The organism is Streptomyces sp. NPDC019531, assembly GCF_044903305.1.
Lineage (GTDB): Bacteria > Actinomycetota > Actinomycetes > Streptomycetales > Streptomycetaceae > Streptomyces.
This window is the reverse complement of the sequence record NZ_JBJDQL010000015.1, coordinates 53132-67233: the sequence shown is the minus strand read 5'-3', so window position 1 is coordinate 67233 and position 14102 is coordinate 53132. Positions and strand designations below refer to the sequence as shown.

The following is a 14102-nucleotide window of genomic DNA, read 5'->3' as shown; positions in this document are numbered from 1 at the left end:
TCAGCCCTTGGCCACGGCACGTAGCCGGTCCACCACGTCGGCCCGCAGCTCCGCGGGCTCCAGGACCACCACGTCAGGGCCGAACTCCACCAGCCAGGCGTCCAGTCCATGGCCGTACGGAATCTCCAACTCGTCCCACCCGTCCCCCAGTTCCCGAACCGAGGTGGCCTTCGCCCGCAAGGGGTACCCGGCGTCCGTGCGCAGCCGGATCCGCGCGCTGCGGTCGGCGTTCTCCCCCGCCCAGCTCGCGACGGTCTCACGGACGGTGACGACATCGGGGATCTGCGCGGTGAAGCGTGTGCCGCGTGAGCGCACCTTCCCGGTGATCCGGGAGAGCCGGAAGACCCGCTCGGCACCCCGGTCCCGGTCGAATCCGGCCAGGTACCAGTGCCCGCGCCAGCACTCCAGCGCCCACGGCTCGACGTGGCGGGGCTCGGGCCGGGCGGCGGTGGCCTTGCGGTAGTCGAAGACGACCGGACGGCGATCACGGCAGGCCAGCATCAGCGGCTCGAACGACGCCTCATGCACCGGAATGCGCGGCTCAAGGGCGCCGTGCGCCTCGTACGGGTCGACGTCCTCGGGCAGCCCCGCCGCGCGCAACTTCTGGAGAGCACCACTGGCCGCACCGGCCAGCCGGGCCTGCTGCCACACCTTCGCGGCAAGCCCCAGGGCGGCGGCCTCCTCGGCGTCGAGCGTGATGGGCGGCAGTCGGTTGCTGTCGCGCCGGGCGAGATAGCCGACTTCGCCGTCGAGGTTCTCAACGGTCTCGATGACGAGCCCGAGTTCGCGAAGATCGTCCTTGTCGCGCTCGAACATCCGGTTGAAGCTGTCGTCCGAATTCGCTTCCAGATAGGCCTCGATGGACTCACGAAGCTCGCGCTTGCTGAGCGGCCGCCGCGTCCCGAGCAGACACAGCGCCAGGTTCATCAGCCGCTCAGCCTTGGCAATGGCCATCGACGCCCTTCGCCTCCCTATGGTGCTTACGGACGATGACCGTACCGCCCCGAAGGAGCAAGGCAAAAGCCGAGGGCCCATGCCCGGACAGGCATGGACCCCGGTCGATCGAATCCGATCGGACGCCGCACGACGACCCGACCTCGACGCGATCTCTTATGACACCTCTGACGGCTCCGGTACGACGATCAGACGCCGAGGAGGTCGACCACGAAGATCAGGGTCTCACCGGGCTTGATCGCCGGAGTCGGGCTCTGGTTGCCGTAGGCGAGGTGGGCGGGAATGGTCAGCTGGCGACGGCCGCCGACCTTCATGCCCTGCACACCCTGGTCCCAGCCCTTGATGACCCGGCCGCCGCCCAGCGGGAAGCGGAACGGCTGACCACGGTTCCAGCTGGCGTCGAACTCCTCGCCGGTACTGAAGGAGACGCCCACGTAGTGGACGGTGACGGTCTGGCCGGCCTGCGCAACCTCGCCGTCGCCCTCCCAGATGTCCTTGATCTCCAGGTCCGCCGGGGGCGCGCCCTCAGGGAAGTCGATCTCGGGCTTGTCGATGCTCACGTCACTCGCTCCTGCTTGTTCACGGAAAGGCAACAGGGACCAGTCTTACATCCCCGCCGCCGGGACCCTCGCGCATATCCCCCGTGCGTCACATCTTCGCCAGGATGTCCACAGTGAAGACCAGCGTGGAGTCCTTCTCGATACCGCTGCCCGCCGGCGGATTGTCGCCGTAGCCCAGCTTCGGCGGAATGGAGATGAGCACCCGGCTGCCGACCTTCTTGCCGGTCAGGCCCTGCGCCCAGCCCTTGACGACCTGCTGCAGCGAGAACGACGCCAGCTGCTTGCGGCTGTACGTCGAGTCGAACTCCTTGCCGGACTCCCACACCACGCCCTTGTACTGCACGAGCAGGGTGCTGTCCGCCGCGACCTCGTCGCCGTCGCCCTCGATGACGTAGTTCGCCACCAGCTTGGTCGGCGCGTCCGCCTTGGGGATCTCGATGGAAGGCGCCTTGCCGTCGGTGTTGGTGCCGACCTTGGGCAGGTCCGCGTCGCTCTGCGCGACGTTCTTGCCCTTGGCGGAGCTCTTCGCGTTGAACGTGTCCTGGATGTCGACCACGAACACCAGCGTGTCGGTGCCCTTGATGCCCGCCTGCGAGTTGCCCTCCTTGCCGTACCCCCAGGTGGGCGGGATGGAGAACTCGACACGGCTGCCGGCCTTCTTGCCCGGCAGCGCGTACCGCCAGCCGTCGATGATGCTGTTCTGCGCGAGCTGGATGACCAGCGGCGTCTTACGGTCGTAGGAGTTGTCGAAGACCTTCGCCGTGGCATAGATCTGGCCCAGGTAATGGGCCTGGATGTAGTCGCCCTCGGCGACCGTGGTGCCGTTGCCCGCCATGACCGTCTTGACCGCGAGCTGGTCGGACGGGTCGCCACTGCCCTTGGCGACGGTCGGCTTGGCCCCGAACTTCGTGCCCGCGGTGATCGCCGGCAGCGGACCGTCGACGATCTTCGGCGGCGGCGCCGAAGAGGCCGAGGACGACGCCGAGGGCGACGCACTGTCACTCGCCTTGCTCGAGTCGGACTTGTCGTCACCGCATGCGGCGAGTGTGGCCAGTCCTGCGGGAACGGCAATGAGGAGTGAGCGTCGGCGCACGGTGGGGGCCTCGTAATCGGTCGATCTTGTTGATGGCGTGCGCGCAACTCTACGGCGTGAGAAGGGCGCCGTACGTGAAACGTACGGCGCCCGTGTTGCGTTCCGACGGCGATTCGGAACGCTCTGCTCACATTCCGGCGATCAGTTTCTCGACCCGGTCGTCGACCGAACGGAACGGGTCCTTGCACAACACCGTGCGCTGAGCCTGGTCGTTGAGCTTGAGGTGGACCCAGTCGACGGTGAAGTCCCGGCGCTGTTCCTGAGCCCTGCGGATGAAGTCACCGCGCAACCGGGCCCGAGTGGTCTGCGGCGGAACCGACTTGCCCTCGAAGATCTTCAAGTCGTTGCAGATACGGGCGGCTTGACCCTTCCTCTCCAGAAGGTAGTAGAGACCACGACGGCGGTGAATGTCGTGATAAGCGAGGTCTATCTGCGCGACCCGCGGCTGCGACATGGTCATGTTGTGCTTGGCCCGGTACCGCTCGATGAGCTTGTACTTCATGACCCAGTCGATCTCGGTGCCGATCCGGTCCAGATCCTCGGCCTCGATCGCGTCCAGCGTGCGGCCCCAGAGCTCCAGGACCTGCTCGACGGTGCCGGTACGGATACCCCGGCGCTCACAGAAGTCCACGGCCTTCTCGAAGTACTCGCGCTGCACCTCAAGGGCGGAGGCCTCCCGGCCGCTGGCCAGACGCACCTTGCGCCGACCGGTGATGTCGTGGCTGACCTCGCGGATCGCCCGGATCGGGTTCTCCAGGGTCAGATCGCGCATCACGGTGCCCGCCTCGATCATGCGCAGCACCAGGTCGGTCGCGCCGACCTTGAGCAGCATGGTCGTCTCGGACATGTTCGAGTCGCCCACGATCACATGCAGACGGCGGTAACGCTCCGCGTCGGCGTGCGGTTCGTCGCGGGTGTTGATGATCGGCCGGGAACGGGTCGTCGCCGAGGAGACGCCCTCCCAGATGTGCTCGGCCCGCTGGCTGACGCAGTACACGGCGCCCCGCGGGGTCTGCAGAACCTTGCCCGCGCCGCACAGCAGCTGACGGGTGACAAGGAAGGGAATGAGGATGTCCGCGAGCCGGGAGAACTCCCCGTGGCGTGCGACGAGATAGTTCTCGTGGCAGCCGTAGGAGTTGCCGGCCGAGTCGGTGTTGTTCTTGAAAAGGTAGACGTCGCCCGCGATTCCTTCCTCATGCAGGCGTCGTTCGGCGTCCACCAGGAGTCCTTCGAGAATGCGCTCGCCTGCTTTGTCGTGCGTGACCAGTTCCGTCACGTTGTCACATTCGGGTGTCGCGTATTCCGGATGTGACCCGACATCGAGATAGAGGCGGGCGCCGTTTCGCAGAAAGACATTGCTACTGCGGCCCCATGACACGACACGGCGGAAGAGGTACCGCGCCACCTCGTCGGGAGACAGGCGGCGCTGTCCCCTGAACGTACACGTGACGCCGTACTCGTTCTCCAGCCCGAAAATGCGGCGGTCCATGACTGAACATTACGCCCGATCCCCCGAGCTGAAACGGGGTTCGGCCGCACGGTTTGGATCATTTTCCGATGAAGACGCAACCACCGCCCGCCCCACGGGAGCTGAGAGGACGCGCCCGGTGAGCAGCAGAACCAGCAGCGACACACCCCCCGCGACACCCGGCACAGCGAAGCCCCACAGGGCCCCACCCCGCTCGACGACCGGGCCCGCGAGGCCCGTTCCGACCGACGCGCCCACAGTGAACGTCGTCACAAGCCAGGAGAACGCCTCGGTGACCGTCCCGGTCGGCGCATGCCGGTCGACCAGGACGAAAGCGCACGCGATGACCGGCGCCAGGAACACCCCGGCGAGCACCGTCAGCAACGTCATGGCCACCGCTCCCGGCATCAGGGTCAGCGGCAGGTAACACACCGCCAGAAAGCCCACCAGGACCTGGAGTCGCCGCGCGGGCTCACCGGCCCACTGCCGCACCCCGTACGCCAGCCCGCCCACGAGCGCGCCCAGACCGATCCCGGCCATCAGCCAGCCGTACACCGCGTCCCCACCGTGGTCGTCGGCGTACGGCACGGAGGCGACCGTGATGGACCCCAGCGCGATCCCGACGAACAGGAACGCGCCCAGCATCGCCAGCAGTCCACGCGAACGCAACGCACCGAGCCAGTGCGCCTCACGCGGTGCGGAGCGCCACGCGCGCGAGGGCGGCGACACCACCACGGAGAGCGCCCCGAGCACACCCACCGCGTTCAGCACCAGCAGGGCCGCCCGCTCCGACCACAGCGACACGCACAGGGTCACCAGCAACGGCCCCACGGCGAACATGACTTCCTGCGCCACCGCGTCCATCGCGTACGCCCGGTGCACCTGCTCCTCGCGGCGCAGCACAGAGGGCCACAGGGCACGCAGCCCGCCCTCCAGGGGCGGCGTGAACAGACCGGCGGCCGCCACGCACGCGTACGCGAGCGCAAGCGGGTCCGTGCCCGCGAAGGCGAAGCCCGCCATGGCGAGCGCCGACAGGACGGCGGCCGGCAGCTGCACGCGCGGCTGGCCGTACAGGTCCACCAGCCGGCCCAGGACGGGCTGCCCGACGGCGTTGGCGACGCCGTACACCGCCGCGAGAGCTCCCGCCAGGCTGTACGTGCCACCCTCGGCCCGGACGAACAACACCAGGGCGATCGCCGCGGTCGCGTTGGGCAGCCGCCCCACCAGCGTGCCCGTCAGCAGACGGGCAGCATGCCGCGCCCTGAGGATCTCCAGGTATCCCGCGGCCATGTCCCGCCTCCAAGTCATACGTATAACGCCGTCTCCCATACGTACCATGTGCGCTGTCCGCAGGTCCAGACGAAAGAGCAGGTCCACGGTGGCACCCAGCAGTACGCGCCCGACCAGCCGTGACGTCGCGCAGGCGGCCGGGGTCTCACAAGCGGCCGTCTCACTCGTACTGGGCGACAAATGGCGCGGCCGAGTCTCCGAGACCACCGCCGAACGCGTCCGGGAAGCCGCCCGCGACCTCGGCTACCGGCCCAACCTGGCCGCCCGCAACCTGCGCCTCGGCCACACCCGCACCGTCCTCCTGGTCGTCCCGGCGCTCACCACGGAGTTCTTCGCAGGTGTCTACACCGGCGCCGCACGCGTGGCCGCCGACCACGGCTTCGGCGTCGTCCTCTACCCCTCCCCCGAAGGCATCGGCCCCGCCCGCGACCCCTTCGCCTCCGCCCAGGCCGCCCTGGACGGCGTCATCGCCTCCTCCATGGCCGCCGACGCCCTCACCGCCATCCGCGGCGACCAACTCCCCCTCGTCATGCTCGACAGCGACCCCTCCGGCAGCCTCGGCGCCGCCACCGTCAACCTCGACATCGCCGACGGCGTCCGCCAGGTCGCCACCCACCTCCTGAGCCTCGGCCACCGCCACTTCCTGCACCTCGCGGCCGACATCCCGTCCTGGACCTTCGCAGTACGCGCGCGCGTACTGGCGGCACAACTCGACGCCGTCCCCGGCACGACCGTCCGCACGGTCCACGCTCCCATCTCGATCGACGGCGCCCTGACCGCCGCCGAAGCCGCCCTCGCCGCCCCAGGCCCCCGCCCCACCGCCCTGGTCTGCGACGACGACAAACTCGCCGCCGGCGCCTACAAAGCCGTACGACGCCTCGGCCTGCGCGTCCCCGACGACATCTCCGTCACCGGCCTGGACGACCTCGCCCTCGCCACCGCCATCGACCCCGAGCTGACCACCGTACGACTCGACGCCGAACTGTTCGGCGAACGCGGCATGCAAGCCCTCCTGGCCGTCCTGGAGGGGCGCACACCGGACGCGGGAGACATCCCGGTCGAGTTGGTCGTACGAGGCTCCACAGCCCCGCCCAGCACCCCCTGAACGCCCTGTGCCCCGGCCTGGAGATCGGCCGGGGCACAGAAGGGGTGATGATCGGACGGGATCGGGCAGGGCTACTCCTCCTCGGAGCCCTCCGGCTCCTCCGCGCTCTCCGCCTCGGTGGTCGCACCCTCGGCCTCCAGCAGCCGGGAGAGCTGACGCCCCACGATGCGCTTGAACTTGCGCTGCTGCGGACGCGTACGGTCCAGCACCGCGACCTCCAGGCGTTCGGCGGGAATCTCCCGCTCACTGCCGTTCGTGTCCCGGGAAAGGGCCTGCACGGCCAGCTTCAGCGCCTCCGCCAGGCTCACACCGTCCTGGTGGCGCTGGTCCAGATAGTTGCTGATCAGCTCGGCGTTACCGCCCACCGCGACCGAACCGTGCTCGTCCACGATCGAACCGTCGTGCGGCAGTCGGTAGATCTGGTCGCCGTCCGGCGTCTCACCGACCTCGGCCACGACCAGCTCCACCTCATACGGCTTCTCGCCGGCCGAGGAGAAGATCGTGCCCAGCGTCTGGGCATAGACGTTCGCGAGACCGCGCGCGGTCACGTCGTCACGGTCATAGGTATAGCCACGCAGGTCGGCGTACCGGACACCGCCGATCCGCAGGTTCTCGTACTCGTTGTACTTACCTGCGGCCGCGAAACCGATCCGGTCGTAGATCTCGCTGAACTTGTGCAGCGCACGGGACGGATTCTCGCCGACGAACACGATGCCGTCGGCATACTGCAGCACGACCAGGCTGCGACCACGAGCGATGCCCTTGCGGGCGTACTCCGCCCGGTCGGCCATCGCCTGCTGGGGGGAGACATAGAACGGCGTCGACACCGGTTATCCGTCCCTTTCTGTGGAAGTCACTGCGATCACCTTCAACAAGACGGGTGGCGCCTACAGCAGCGCGGCCCGCGGGCCGTCGGGCTGCTCAAGACGCCGCTCGAGAATCGAACGAGCGATCTCGGAGGACTCGTCGTCGGTGAGCCGACGGAAGCCGTCCTCGGTGATCACGGTGACGATCGGGTAGATCCGGCGGGCGACATCGGGACCACCGGTCGCCGAGTCGTCGTCAGCCGCGTCGTACAGAGCCTGCACCACGAGGGTGGTGGCCTGCTCCTCGTTCAGGTCGCCACGGAAGAGCTTCTTCATGGCACCCCGCGCGAAGACCGAGCCCGAGCCGGTGGCGGCGAAGTTGTGCTCCTCGGAACGGCCGCCGGTGACGTCGTAGGAGAAGATCCGCCCCCTCTCCCGGTCCACGTCGTACCCCGCGAACAGCGGCACCACGGCCAGCCCCTGCATCGCCATGCCGAGGTTCGAACGGATCATGGTCGACAGCCGGTTCGCCTTGCCCTCAAGGGACAGCTGGGCGCCCTCGACCTTCTCGAAGTGCTCCAGCTCCAACTGGAACAGCTTCACCATCTCGACGGCGAGACCGGCGGTGCCGGCGATCCCGACGGCCGAGTACTCGTCGGCCGGGAACACCTTCTCGATGTCCCGCTGGGCGATGACGTTACCCATGGTGGCGCGACGGTCACCGGCCAGCACGACGCCCCCGGGGAAGGTGACGGCCACGATCGTGGTCCCGTGGGGCGCCTCGATCACGCCCTGCATGGGCGGCAGTTGCCGGTTGCCCGGCAGCATCTCCGGCTGATGCTCGGACAGGAAGTCCATGAAGGACGACGACCCAGGCGTCAGGAAGGCAGCTGGTAGACGCCCGGTGCTACGAGTGTTGGCTTCCACGCGATTCCTTCCAGGTAAGCGGCGGCCCGACGGACGGCGTCGGGATCGTCTCCCAACTTGCCGATGGCCGAATTGCAGTTGAAGCACAGTACGCCTCGGACCCTACCCGTCTTGTGGCAATGATCCACATGCACGGCCGGAGCCTTCAGACAGATCACACAGAGCCCCATTTGAGAGGCAACCATCTCGTCGCGCTGGGCTTCAGTGAGGCCGTAGTGGCGCTTGAGATGCCTTGCCCGACCTTTCACCGCCTTGCACGACTTGCAGAGCGTCGCCAGACCGTCCGAGGCACTACGGTTCCGCTGCCACTCACTGTGCGGCTTGATCTCGTCACAGGTGCGGCAGTACTTGTGCCCTTCGGGCACATCCACCCTGGGCCGGACGTTGCACCCCTTGGCCACCTGCCGCTGCTGGTGGTACGCAGCCGCGCACTCCCGGCAGTAGGCCTGCAAGCCATCACGCATGGACTTGTTCTTCGCGAACGCTGCTCGCGGCTTGTGCTGCTTACACCGCGAACAACGTCTCGCGCTTTCTTCGATTGCTAGCTCACGCATCCCCCGGCACCTTCAATTCGAAGGCTACTCGCCGCCTTTCTGAACGAAGCTTCGAACGAAGTCCTCGGCGTTCTCCTCTAGGACATCGTCAATCTCGTCCAGGACGGAGTCCACGTCGTCGCTCAGCTTCTCCTGGCGCTCCTTGAGGTCCTCGGAACCCTGCGTCTCCGCAGTCTGCTCCTCGACCTCCTCGGTGTTGCGCGTGGCCTTCTGCTGTCCGCCGCCGGTGTCCTTGGTCGCCATAACCCCTCACCCCGCTCGGTTCGACGTTCTTGATCAGACCCTACTTGCAGGGTCTGACATCGGCCCCGCAGTTCCTACAACGTACGGGGGCCATCTCGATGATTCCCTCTGGCCGGGATTTCCACCCTGTCGGAGCCCCCGGCCCGCGCACCCGCTCAGCCGCCCGACAACACCCTGACCAGGTCTTCTGCCGTGCGACAGCGGTCCAGCAGCTCCTTGACGTGATTTCGCGTTCCGCGAAGCGGTTCGAGGGTTGGGACCCGCTGAAGCGAGTCCCGGCCCGGGAGGTCGAAGATCACCGAGTCCCAGGAGGCCGCGGCGACGTCGTCGGCGTACTGCTCCAGGCAGCGGCCGCGGAAGTAGGCGCGGGTGTCCTCCGGGGGCTTGGTACGGGCCCGCTCGACCTCGTTCTCGTCCAGCAGGCGCTTGATGCGGCCGCGGGCCGCGAGACGGTTGTAGAGGCCCTTGTCGGCCCGCACGTCGGCGTACTGGAGGTCCAGGAGGTGCAGCTTCGCGGCGTCCCAGTCGAGGTCGTCGCGGCGCCGGTAGCCCTCCATGAGTTCGCGCTTGGCGACCCAGTCGAGCTCGCCGGCGAGGCTCATGGGGTCGTTCTCCAGGCGGTTGAGGGTGTCCTCCCAGCGGGCGAGGACGTCCTTGGTCTGGTCGTCCGCGTCGGCGCCGAAGCGTTCTTCGACGTACTTGCGGGAGAGTTCGAAGTACTCCATCTGGAGCTGGACCGCGGTGAGTGTGCGGCCGCTGCGGAGGGTGACCAGGCGTTGGAGTGTCGGGTCGTGGGAGACCTGGTGGAGGGTGCGGACGGGCTGGTCCACTGCCAGGTCGACCGCGATGAAGCCGTCCTCGATCATCGACAGGACCAGGGCCGTGGTGCCCAGCTTCAGGTACGTCGAGATCTCGGAGAGGTTCGCGTCGCCGATGATGACGTGGAGGCGGCGGTACTTCTCAGCGTCGGCGTGGGGTTCGTCGCGGGTGTTGATGATCGGGCGCTTCAACGTCGTCTCAAGCCCCACCTCGACTTCGAAGTAGTCGGCGCGCTGGCTGAGCTGGAAGCCGTGCTCGTGTCCGTCCTGGCCGATGCCGACGCGGCCCGCTCCGGTGACGACCTGGCGGGAGACGAAGAAGGGCGTGAGGTGGCGCACGATGTCCGAGAAGGGGGTTTCCCGCTTCATCAGGTAGTTCTCGTGTGTGCCGTAGGAGGCGCCCTTGTTGTCGGTGTTGTTCTTGTAGAGGTGGATGGGCTGGGCGCCGGGGAGCTGGGCGGCTCGTTCGGCGGCTTCGGCCATGATGCGTTCGCCGGCCTTGTCCCAGAGGACGGCGTCGCGGGGGTTGGTGACTTCGGGGGCGCTGTATTCGGGGTGTGCGTGGTCGACGTAGAGCCGTGCGCCGTTGGTGAGGATGACATTGGCGAGGCCGATGTCCTCGTCGGTGAGCTGGCTGGAGTCGGCGGCCTCGCGGGCGAGGTCGAAGCCCCGTGCGTCCCGTAGCGGGTTTTCCTCCTCGAAGTCCCAGCGGGCCCGGCGGGCCCGGTGCATCGCCGCTGCGTAGGCGTTGACGATCTGGGATGAGGTGAGCATGGCATTGGCGTTGGGGTGGCCGGGGACGGAGATCCCGTACTCCGTCTCGATGCCCATTACTCGCCGTACGGTCATGCGGCCCTCCTTGCCCGGCGGCGCCCTCGGTCGGGGGCGGCGCTCAAGTACCGCTGGCGCTCCGGTGCGTGTGCGGTGCCCGTCCCCGCACTGCGCGACTCGGCGGTACCGAAGAGCCTAGAACGGCTCTGCGCTGGTGGGGAGATCATTTGCGTCATTGCCTTGCTCGCCTTTGTTCCGGTTAGTTGCCTGAAAAACAGTCGGCTGCGGGTACCCCGGTGAGGGCACCCGCAGCCGCCCTGTCTTTACAGGTACTGACCGGTGTTCGCCACCGTGTCGATGGAGCGTCCGGTGTCGGCGCCCTGCTTTCCGGTGATGAGGGTACGGATGTAGACGATCCGCTCGCCCTTCTTTCCGGAGATGCGGGCCCAGTCGTCCGGGTTGGTGGTGTTGGGCAGGTCTTCGTTCTCCTTGAACTCGTCCACGCAGGCCTGGAGGAGGTGGGAGACGCGGAGGCCCTTCTGGTTGTGGTCGAGGAAGTCCTTGATCGCCATTTTCTTGGCGCGGCCGACGATGTTCTCGATCATGGCGCCGGAGTTGAAGTCCTTGAAGTAGAGGACTTCCTTGTCGCCGTTGGCGTAGGTCACTTCCAGGAAGCGGTTTTCCTCGGATTCGGCGTACATGTGTTCGACCGCCGTCTGGATCATGCTCTGGACGGTGGTGGTCTTGCTGCCGCTGTGTTCGCCGAGGTCGTCGGAGTGCAGCGGGAGGCGTTCGGTGAGGTACTTGCCGAAGATGTCCTTGGCCGCTTCGGCGTCCGGCCGCTCGATCTTGATCTTCACGTCGAGTCGGCCGGGGCGCAGGATGGCGGGGTCGATCATGTCCTCACGGTTGGAGGCACCGATGACGACCACGTTCTGCAGGCCTTCGACGCCGTCGATCTCGGCGAGCAGCTGCGGGACGATGGTGTTCTCGACGTCGGAGCTGACGCCGGAGCCGCGGGTGCGGAAGAGGGATTCCATCTCGTCGAAGAAGACGATGACGGGTGTGCCCTCGGAGGCCTTTTCCCTCGCACGCTGGAAGACGAGGCGGATCTGCCGCTCGGTTTCGCCGACGTACTTGTTGAGGAGCTCGGGGCCCTTGATGTTGAGGAAGAAGCTCTTGCCGGTGGCCTGGCCGGTGACCTCGGCGACCTTCTTGGCCAGCGAGTTGGCGACGGCCTTGGCGATGAGCGTCTTGCCGCATCCGGGGGGTCCGTAGAGCAGGACGCCCTTGGGCGGGCGCAGTTCGTGCTCCTTGAAGAGGTCCGGGTAGAGGTACGGCAGCTCGACCGCGTCGCGGATGGCTTCGATCTGGCCGCCGAGTCCGCCGATCTGCTCGTAGCCGATGTCGGGGACCTCTTCGAGGACGAGTTCCTCGACCTCGCTCTTGGGGACGACTTCGTAGACGTAGCCGGAGCGCGGTTCGAGGAGCAGGGCGTCGCCGGGGCGGATGGTCACGTCGAGCAGCGGTTCAGCGAGCCGTACGACCCGTTCCTCGTCGGTGTGTCCCTGTACGAGGGCGCGCTCGCCGTCCTCGAGGATTTCCTTGAGGGTGACGATGTCGCCGACGCTCTCGTATTCCATGGCCTCGACCACGTTGAGAGCTTCGTTGAGCATCACTTCCTGGCCGCGCCGGAGCTCTTCGAGTTCGACGCTGGGGCTGACGTTCACCCGCAGTTTGCGGCCGCCGGTGAAGATGTCGGCGGTGCCGTCCTCGTTCGCTTCGAGGAAGACGCCGAAGCCGGCCGGGGGCTGCGCGAGGCGGTCGACCTCTTCCTTGAGGGCCACGATCTGGTCGCGGGCCTCACGGAGCGTGTTGGCCAGCCGCTCGTTCTGGGCGGACACGCCGGCCAGGTTTGTCTGCAGCTCGACGATCCGCTCTTCGAGAATCCTCGTGTGTCGCGGAGAGTCGGCGAGCTTGCGTCGCAGGACGGCGATCTCCTGCTCAAGGTAGGCAATCTGCCCGGACGGGTCGTCGGACCCTCGTCCCGGGCGGATGCCGCGGTTCATGTCGTCGTCGTGGGCTGCCACGGTCCTCACCTCCTCCAAGGGGAGCTGGACGCTTCCAGACCCTACCTGGGTGGGTGTCGATTGAAACCCCTAGATCACAAAGACTGTCGAGGTGTGTCCGATCTTCACCCTTGCGCTCTCCCTCACGCCAGGGGAATACCCACCGAACATGATTGGAAAGCTGCCGGAGGTAGGGTCGAACTGTTCAACACCCGTCAGAGCTGGCCGGATTCCCGTTCGGCGCGATGCATAAACGGTAGGAGAGATGAGCGTGCAACAGGAGGCCGGGGCCGCCAGTGAGACCCTGGAGGTCTGGATCGATCAGGACCTCTGCACCGGTGACGGCATCTGTGTGCAGTACGCGCCCGAGGTGTTCGAGCTGGACATCGACGGTCTGGCCTATGTGAAGGGCTCGGACGACGAGCTTCTGCAGGACAGGGGCGCCACAACGCCCGTACCGCTGCCTCTTCTCACGGATGTGGTCGACTCCGCGAAGGAGTGTCCGGGTGACTGCATCCATGTACGTCGAGTTTCGGACAGGGTCGAGGTCTACGGACCGGACGCAGAGTGACCGTAAAGGCACTCCGCGCAACCACTGTCTGATTTCTCACAGATGTGATCGCTTCGGTCAGACGGTGTGCGTACCCGCCGGGGTCGAGCGGACGAACGCGCCGTCCTTCCACTGCCACTTGGCCTTGTCCCTCACGTCCGGGCAGCAACTGGGTACGTCGGACGTGGAGTAGCCGAGCAGGGTCGCGAGGACGGCGCCGTCGCTCACCGTGAAGTCGGTGACGGTGTTGCGGGTCTTCGGGCTCAGCAGGGTGGCGACCACGCGGGGTTCGCCGGTGCCCTTCGCGTGTGTGATGACGTAGACGCCGTCGGGCGGGGTGCCCATGGGGGCGTCGCAGTGCACCACGACGACGGTTTCCGGCCGTCCGTCGCCGTCGAGGTCTCCGGAGGCCTGTTTCTGGATCTTCGCCTTGACCGGGCCGCAGTCGATCGGGAAGTGGACGTTCGCGGGGTCGGGTGCCGTCGTGACGGTGGGGGCGGGTGTGGCCTCGGGGCCGGCCGCCTGGGCCGCGGTCGCCGGGTTCGGTTGCAGGACCGAGGAGAAGGCCACGACTCCCGCCACGGCGGTGGCGGTGGCGACCCAGTGGATCGGGCGGGTGTGCGTGTGTGCCAGTTCCGGGACGGCGGATTGCTGCACTAGGAGCGTCTCCTGGGAGGGCTGTGCCGGTGGGGGTGGGTGGCCAGCATGGTGCCACACGTCACAGGTCGGGGGAACGGCGGGGTGGGTACTTGTGCGGGTTGCCGTGCTGAGGTTTCTGCCGCTCCCTCAACACGGAGGCGTCGGGGTGGAGTTAGTCTGGGGAGAGGGGACACCACCCCGACCCCGGATCGATGAAAGCGGGCCCGGGGCGCCCAAGCTAGGGGCTGTCAGGGG

At 67.3% G+C, this 14102-nt stretch carries 14 protein-coding genes; 2 read left to right on the top strand and 12 right to left on the bottom strand.

Features of this window, described 5'->3' with window-relative positions; genetic code table 11:
* The 5 genes from ACI2L1_RS19560 to ACI2L1_RS19540 all read right to left on the bottom strand — a co-directional run bounded on the left by ACI2L1_RS19560 (position 1) and on the right by ACI2L1_RS19540 (position 5365).
* Entirely contained in the window at positions 1-954 is a 954-nt protein-coding gene (locus ACI2L1_RS19560) for a helix-turn-helix transcriptional regulator (protein ID WP_404740583.1), read from the bottom strand.
* Positions 955-1142: 188 nt separating this feature from the next.
* Positions 1143-1514 carry an FKBP-type peptidyl-prolyl cis-trans isomerase gene (locus tag ACI2L1_RS19555; RefSeq protein WP_007380855.1) on the bottom strand — a complete coding sequence of 124 codons (372 nt, stop codon included), beginning with the start codon at positions 1512-1514 and terminating at the stop codon, positions 1143-1145.
* Positions 1515-1602: 88 nt separating this feature from the next.
* Entirely contained in the window at positions 1603-2607 is a 1005-nt protein-coding gene (locus ACI2L1_RS19550) for an FKBP-type peptidyl-prolyl cis-trans isomerase (protein WP_404740582.1), read from the bottom strand.
* A 127-nt stretch (positions 2608-2734) separates the two neighbouring features.
* Positions 2735-4096, bottom strand: a complete 1362-nt coding sequence (gene pafA, locus ACI2L1_RS19545; RefSeq protein ID WP_404740581.1) for a Pup--protein ligase — start codon at positions 4094-4096, stop codon at positions 2735-2737.
* 9 nt (positions 4097-4105) lie between these two features.
* The gene (locus tag ACI2L1_RS19540) at positions 4106-5365 is read right to left on the bottom strand and encodes an MFS transporter (protein ID WP_404740580.1); all 1260 of its coding nucleotides are present in this window, start codon (positions 5363-5365) and stop codon (positions 4106-4108) included.
* A gap of 88 nt (positions 5366-5453) precedes the next feature.
* Here ACI2L1_RS19540 and ACI2L1_RS19535 point away from each other — a divergent pair, with 88 nt between their 5' ends.
* Positions 5454-6470 carry a LacI family DNA-binding transcriptional regulator gene (locus ACI2L1_RS19535; RefSeq protein WP_404740579.1) on the top strand — a complete coding sequence of 339 codons (1017 nt, stop codon included), beginning with the start codon at positions 5454-5456 and terminating at the stop codon, positions 6468-6470.
* Positions 6471-6541: 71 nt separating this feature from the next.
* Here the strand turns inward: ACI2L1_RS19535 and prcA are convergent, their stop codons facing one another.
* The 6 genes from prcA to arc all read right to left on the bottom strand — a co-directional run bounded on the left by prcA (position 6542) and on the right by arc (position 12679).
* Complete coding sequence (gene prcA / locus ACI2L1_RS19530) at positions 6542-7297, bottom strand: proteasome subunit alpha (RefSeq protein WP_404740578.1); 756 nt, start codon at positions 7295-7297, stop codon at positions 6542-6544.
* Positions 7298-7357: 60 nt separating this feature from the next.
* Positions 7358-8203: a proteasome subunit beta gene (prcB, locus tag ACI2L1_RS19525; RefSeq protein WP_404740577.1), complete on the bottom strand. Its 846-nt coding sequence runs from the start codon at positions 8201-8203 to the stop codon at positions 7358-7360.
* Positions 8155-8757, bottom strand: coding sequence for an endonuclease VII domain-containing protein (locus ACI2L1_RS19520; RefSeq protein WP_404740576.1), 603 nt, complete (start codon positions 8755-8757; stop codon positions 8155-8157). Before ACI2L1_RS19520 ends, prcB begins: the two co-directional genes overlap by 49 nt.
* A gap of 24 nt (positions 8758-8781) precedes the next feature.
* Positions 8782-9000 (bottom strand): ubiquitin-like protein Pup, encoded by a 219-nt coding sequence (locus ACI2L1_RS19515; protein WP_007380863.1) that lies wholly within the window; start codon positions 8998-9000, stop codon positions 8782-8784.
* Between the two features lie 155 nt (positions 9001-9155).
* Positions 9156-10667, bottom strand: coding sequence for a depupylase/deamidase Dop (dop, locus tag ACI2L1_RS19510; protein WP_404740575.1), 1512 nt, complete (start codon positions 10665-10667; stop codon positions 9156-9158).
* A gap of 245 nt (positions 10668-10912) precedes the next feature.
* Positions 10913-12679, bottom strand: coding sequence for a proteasome ATPase (arc, locus tag ACI2L1_RS19505; RefSeq protein WP_404740574.1), 1767 nt, complete (start codon positions 12677-12679; stop codon positions 10913-10915).
* 244 nt (positions 12680-12923) lie between these two features.
* Here arc and ACI2L1_RS19500 point away from each other — a divergent pair, with 244 nt between their 5' ends.
* Complete coding sequence (locus ACI2L1_RS19500; RefSeq protein WP_404740573.1) at positions 12924-13229, top strand: ferredoxin; 306 nt, start codon at positions 12924-12926, stop codon at positions 13227-13229.
* 57 nt (positions 13230-13286) lie between these two features.
* On the opposite strand, the gene ACI2L1_RS19495 is transcribed toward ACI2L1_RS19500, so the two are convergent.
* On the bottom strand, positions 13287-13865 hold the full coding sequence (locus ACI2L1_RS19495) for a hypothetical protein (protein WP_404740572.1): 579 nt from the start codon (positions 13863-13865) through the stop codon (positions 13287-13289).
* Between the last annotated feature and the right edge of the window lie 237 nt (positions 13866-14102).

Excerpts from the sequence above, each read along its gene's own strand:
- ACI2L1_RS19560 (WP_404740583.1), bottom strand. The coding sequence starts at position 954 with ATGGCCATTGCCAAGGCTGAGCGGCTGATGAACCTGGCGCTGTGTCTG.
- pafA (WP_404740581.1), bottom strand. The coding sequence starts at position 4,096 with ATGGACCGCCGCATTTTCGGGCTGGAGAACGAGTACGGCGTCACGTGT.
- ACI2L1_RS19540 (WP_404740580.1), bottom strand. The coding sequence starts at position 5,365 with ATGGCCGCGGGATACCTGGAGATCCTCAGGGCGCGGCATGCTGCCCGT.
- ACI2L1_RS19520 (WP_404740576.1), bottom strand. The coding sequence starts at position 8,757 with ATGCGTGAGCTAGCAATCGAAGAAAGCGCGAGACGTTGTTCGCGGTGT.
- ACI2L1_RS19515 (WP_007380863.1), bottom strand. The coding sequence starts at position 9,000 with ATGGCGACCAAGGACACCGGCGGCGGACAGCAGAAGGCCACGCGCAAC.
- dop (WP_404740575.1), bottom strand. The coding sequence starts at position 10,667 with ATGACCGTACGGCGAGTAATGGGCATCGAGACGGAGTACGGGATCTCC.
- ACI2L1_RS19500 (WP_404740573.1), top strand. The coding sequence starts at position 12,924 with ATGAGCGTGCAACAGGAGGCCGGGGCCGCCAGTGAGACCCTGGAGGTC.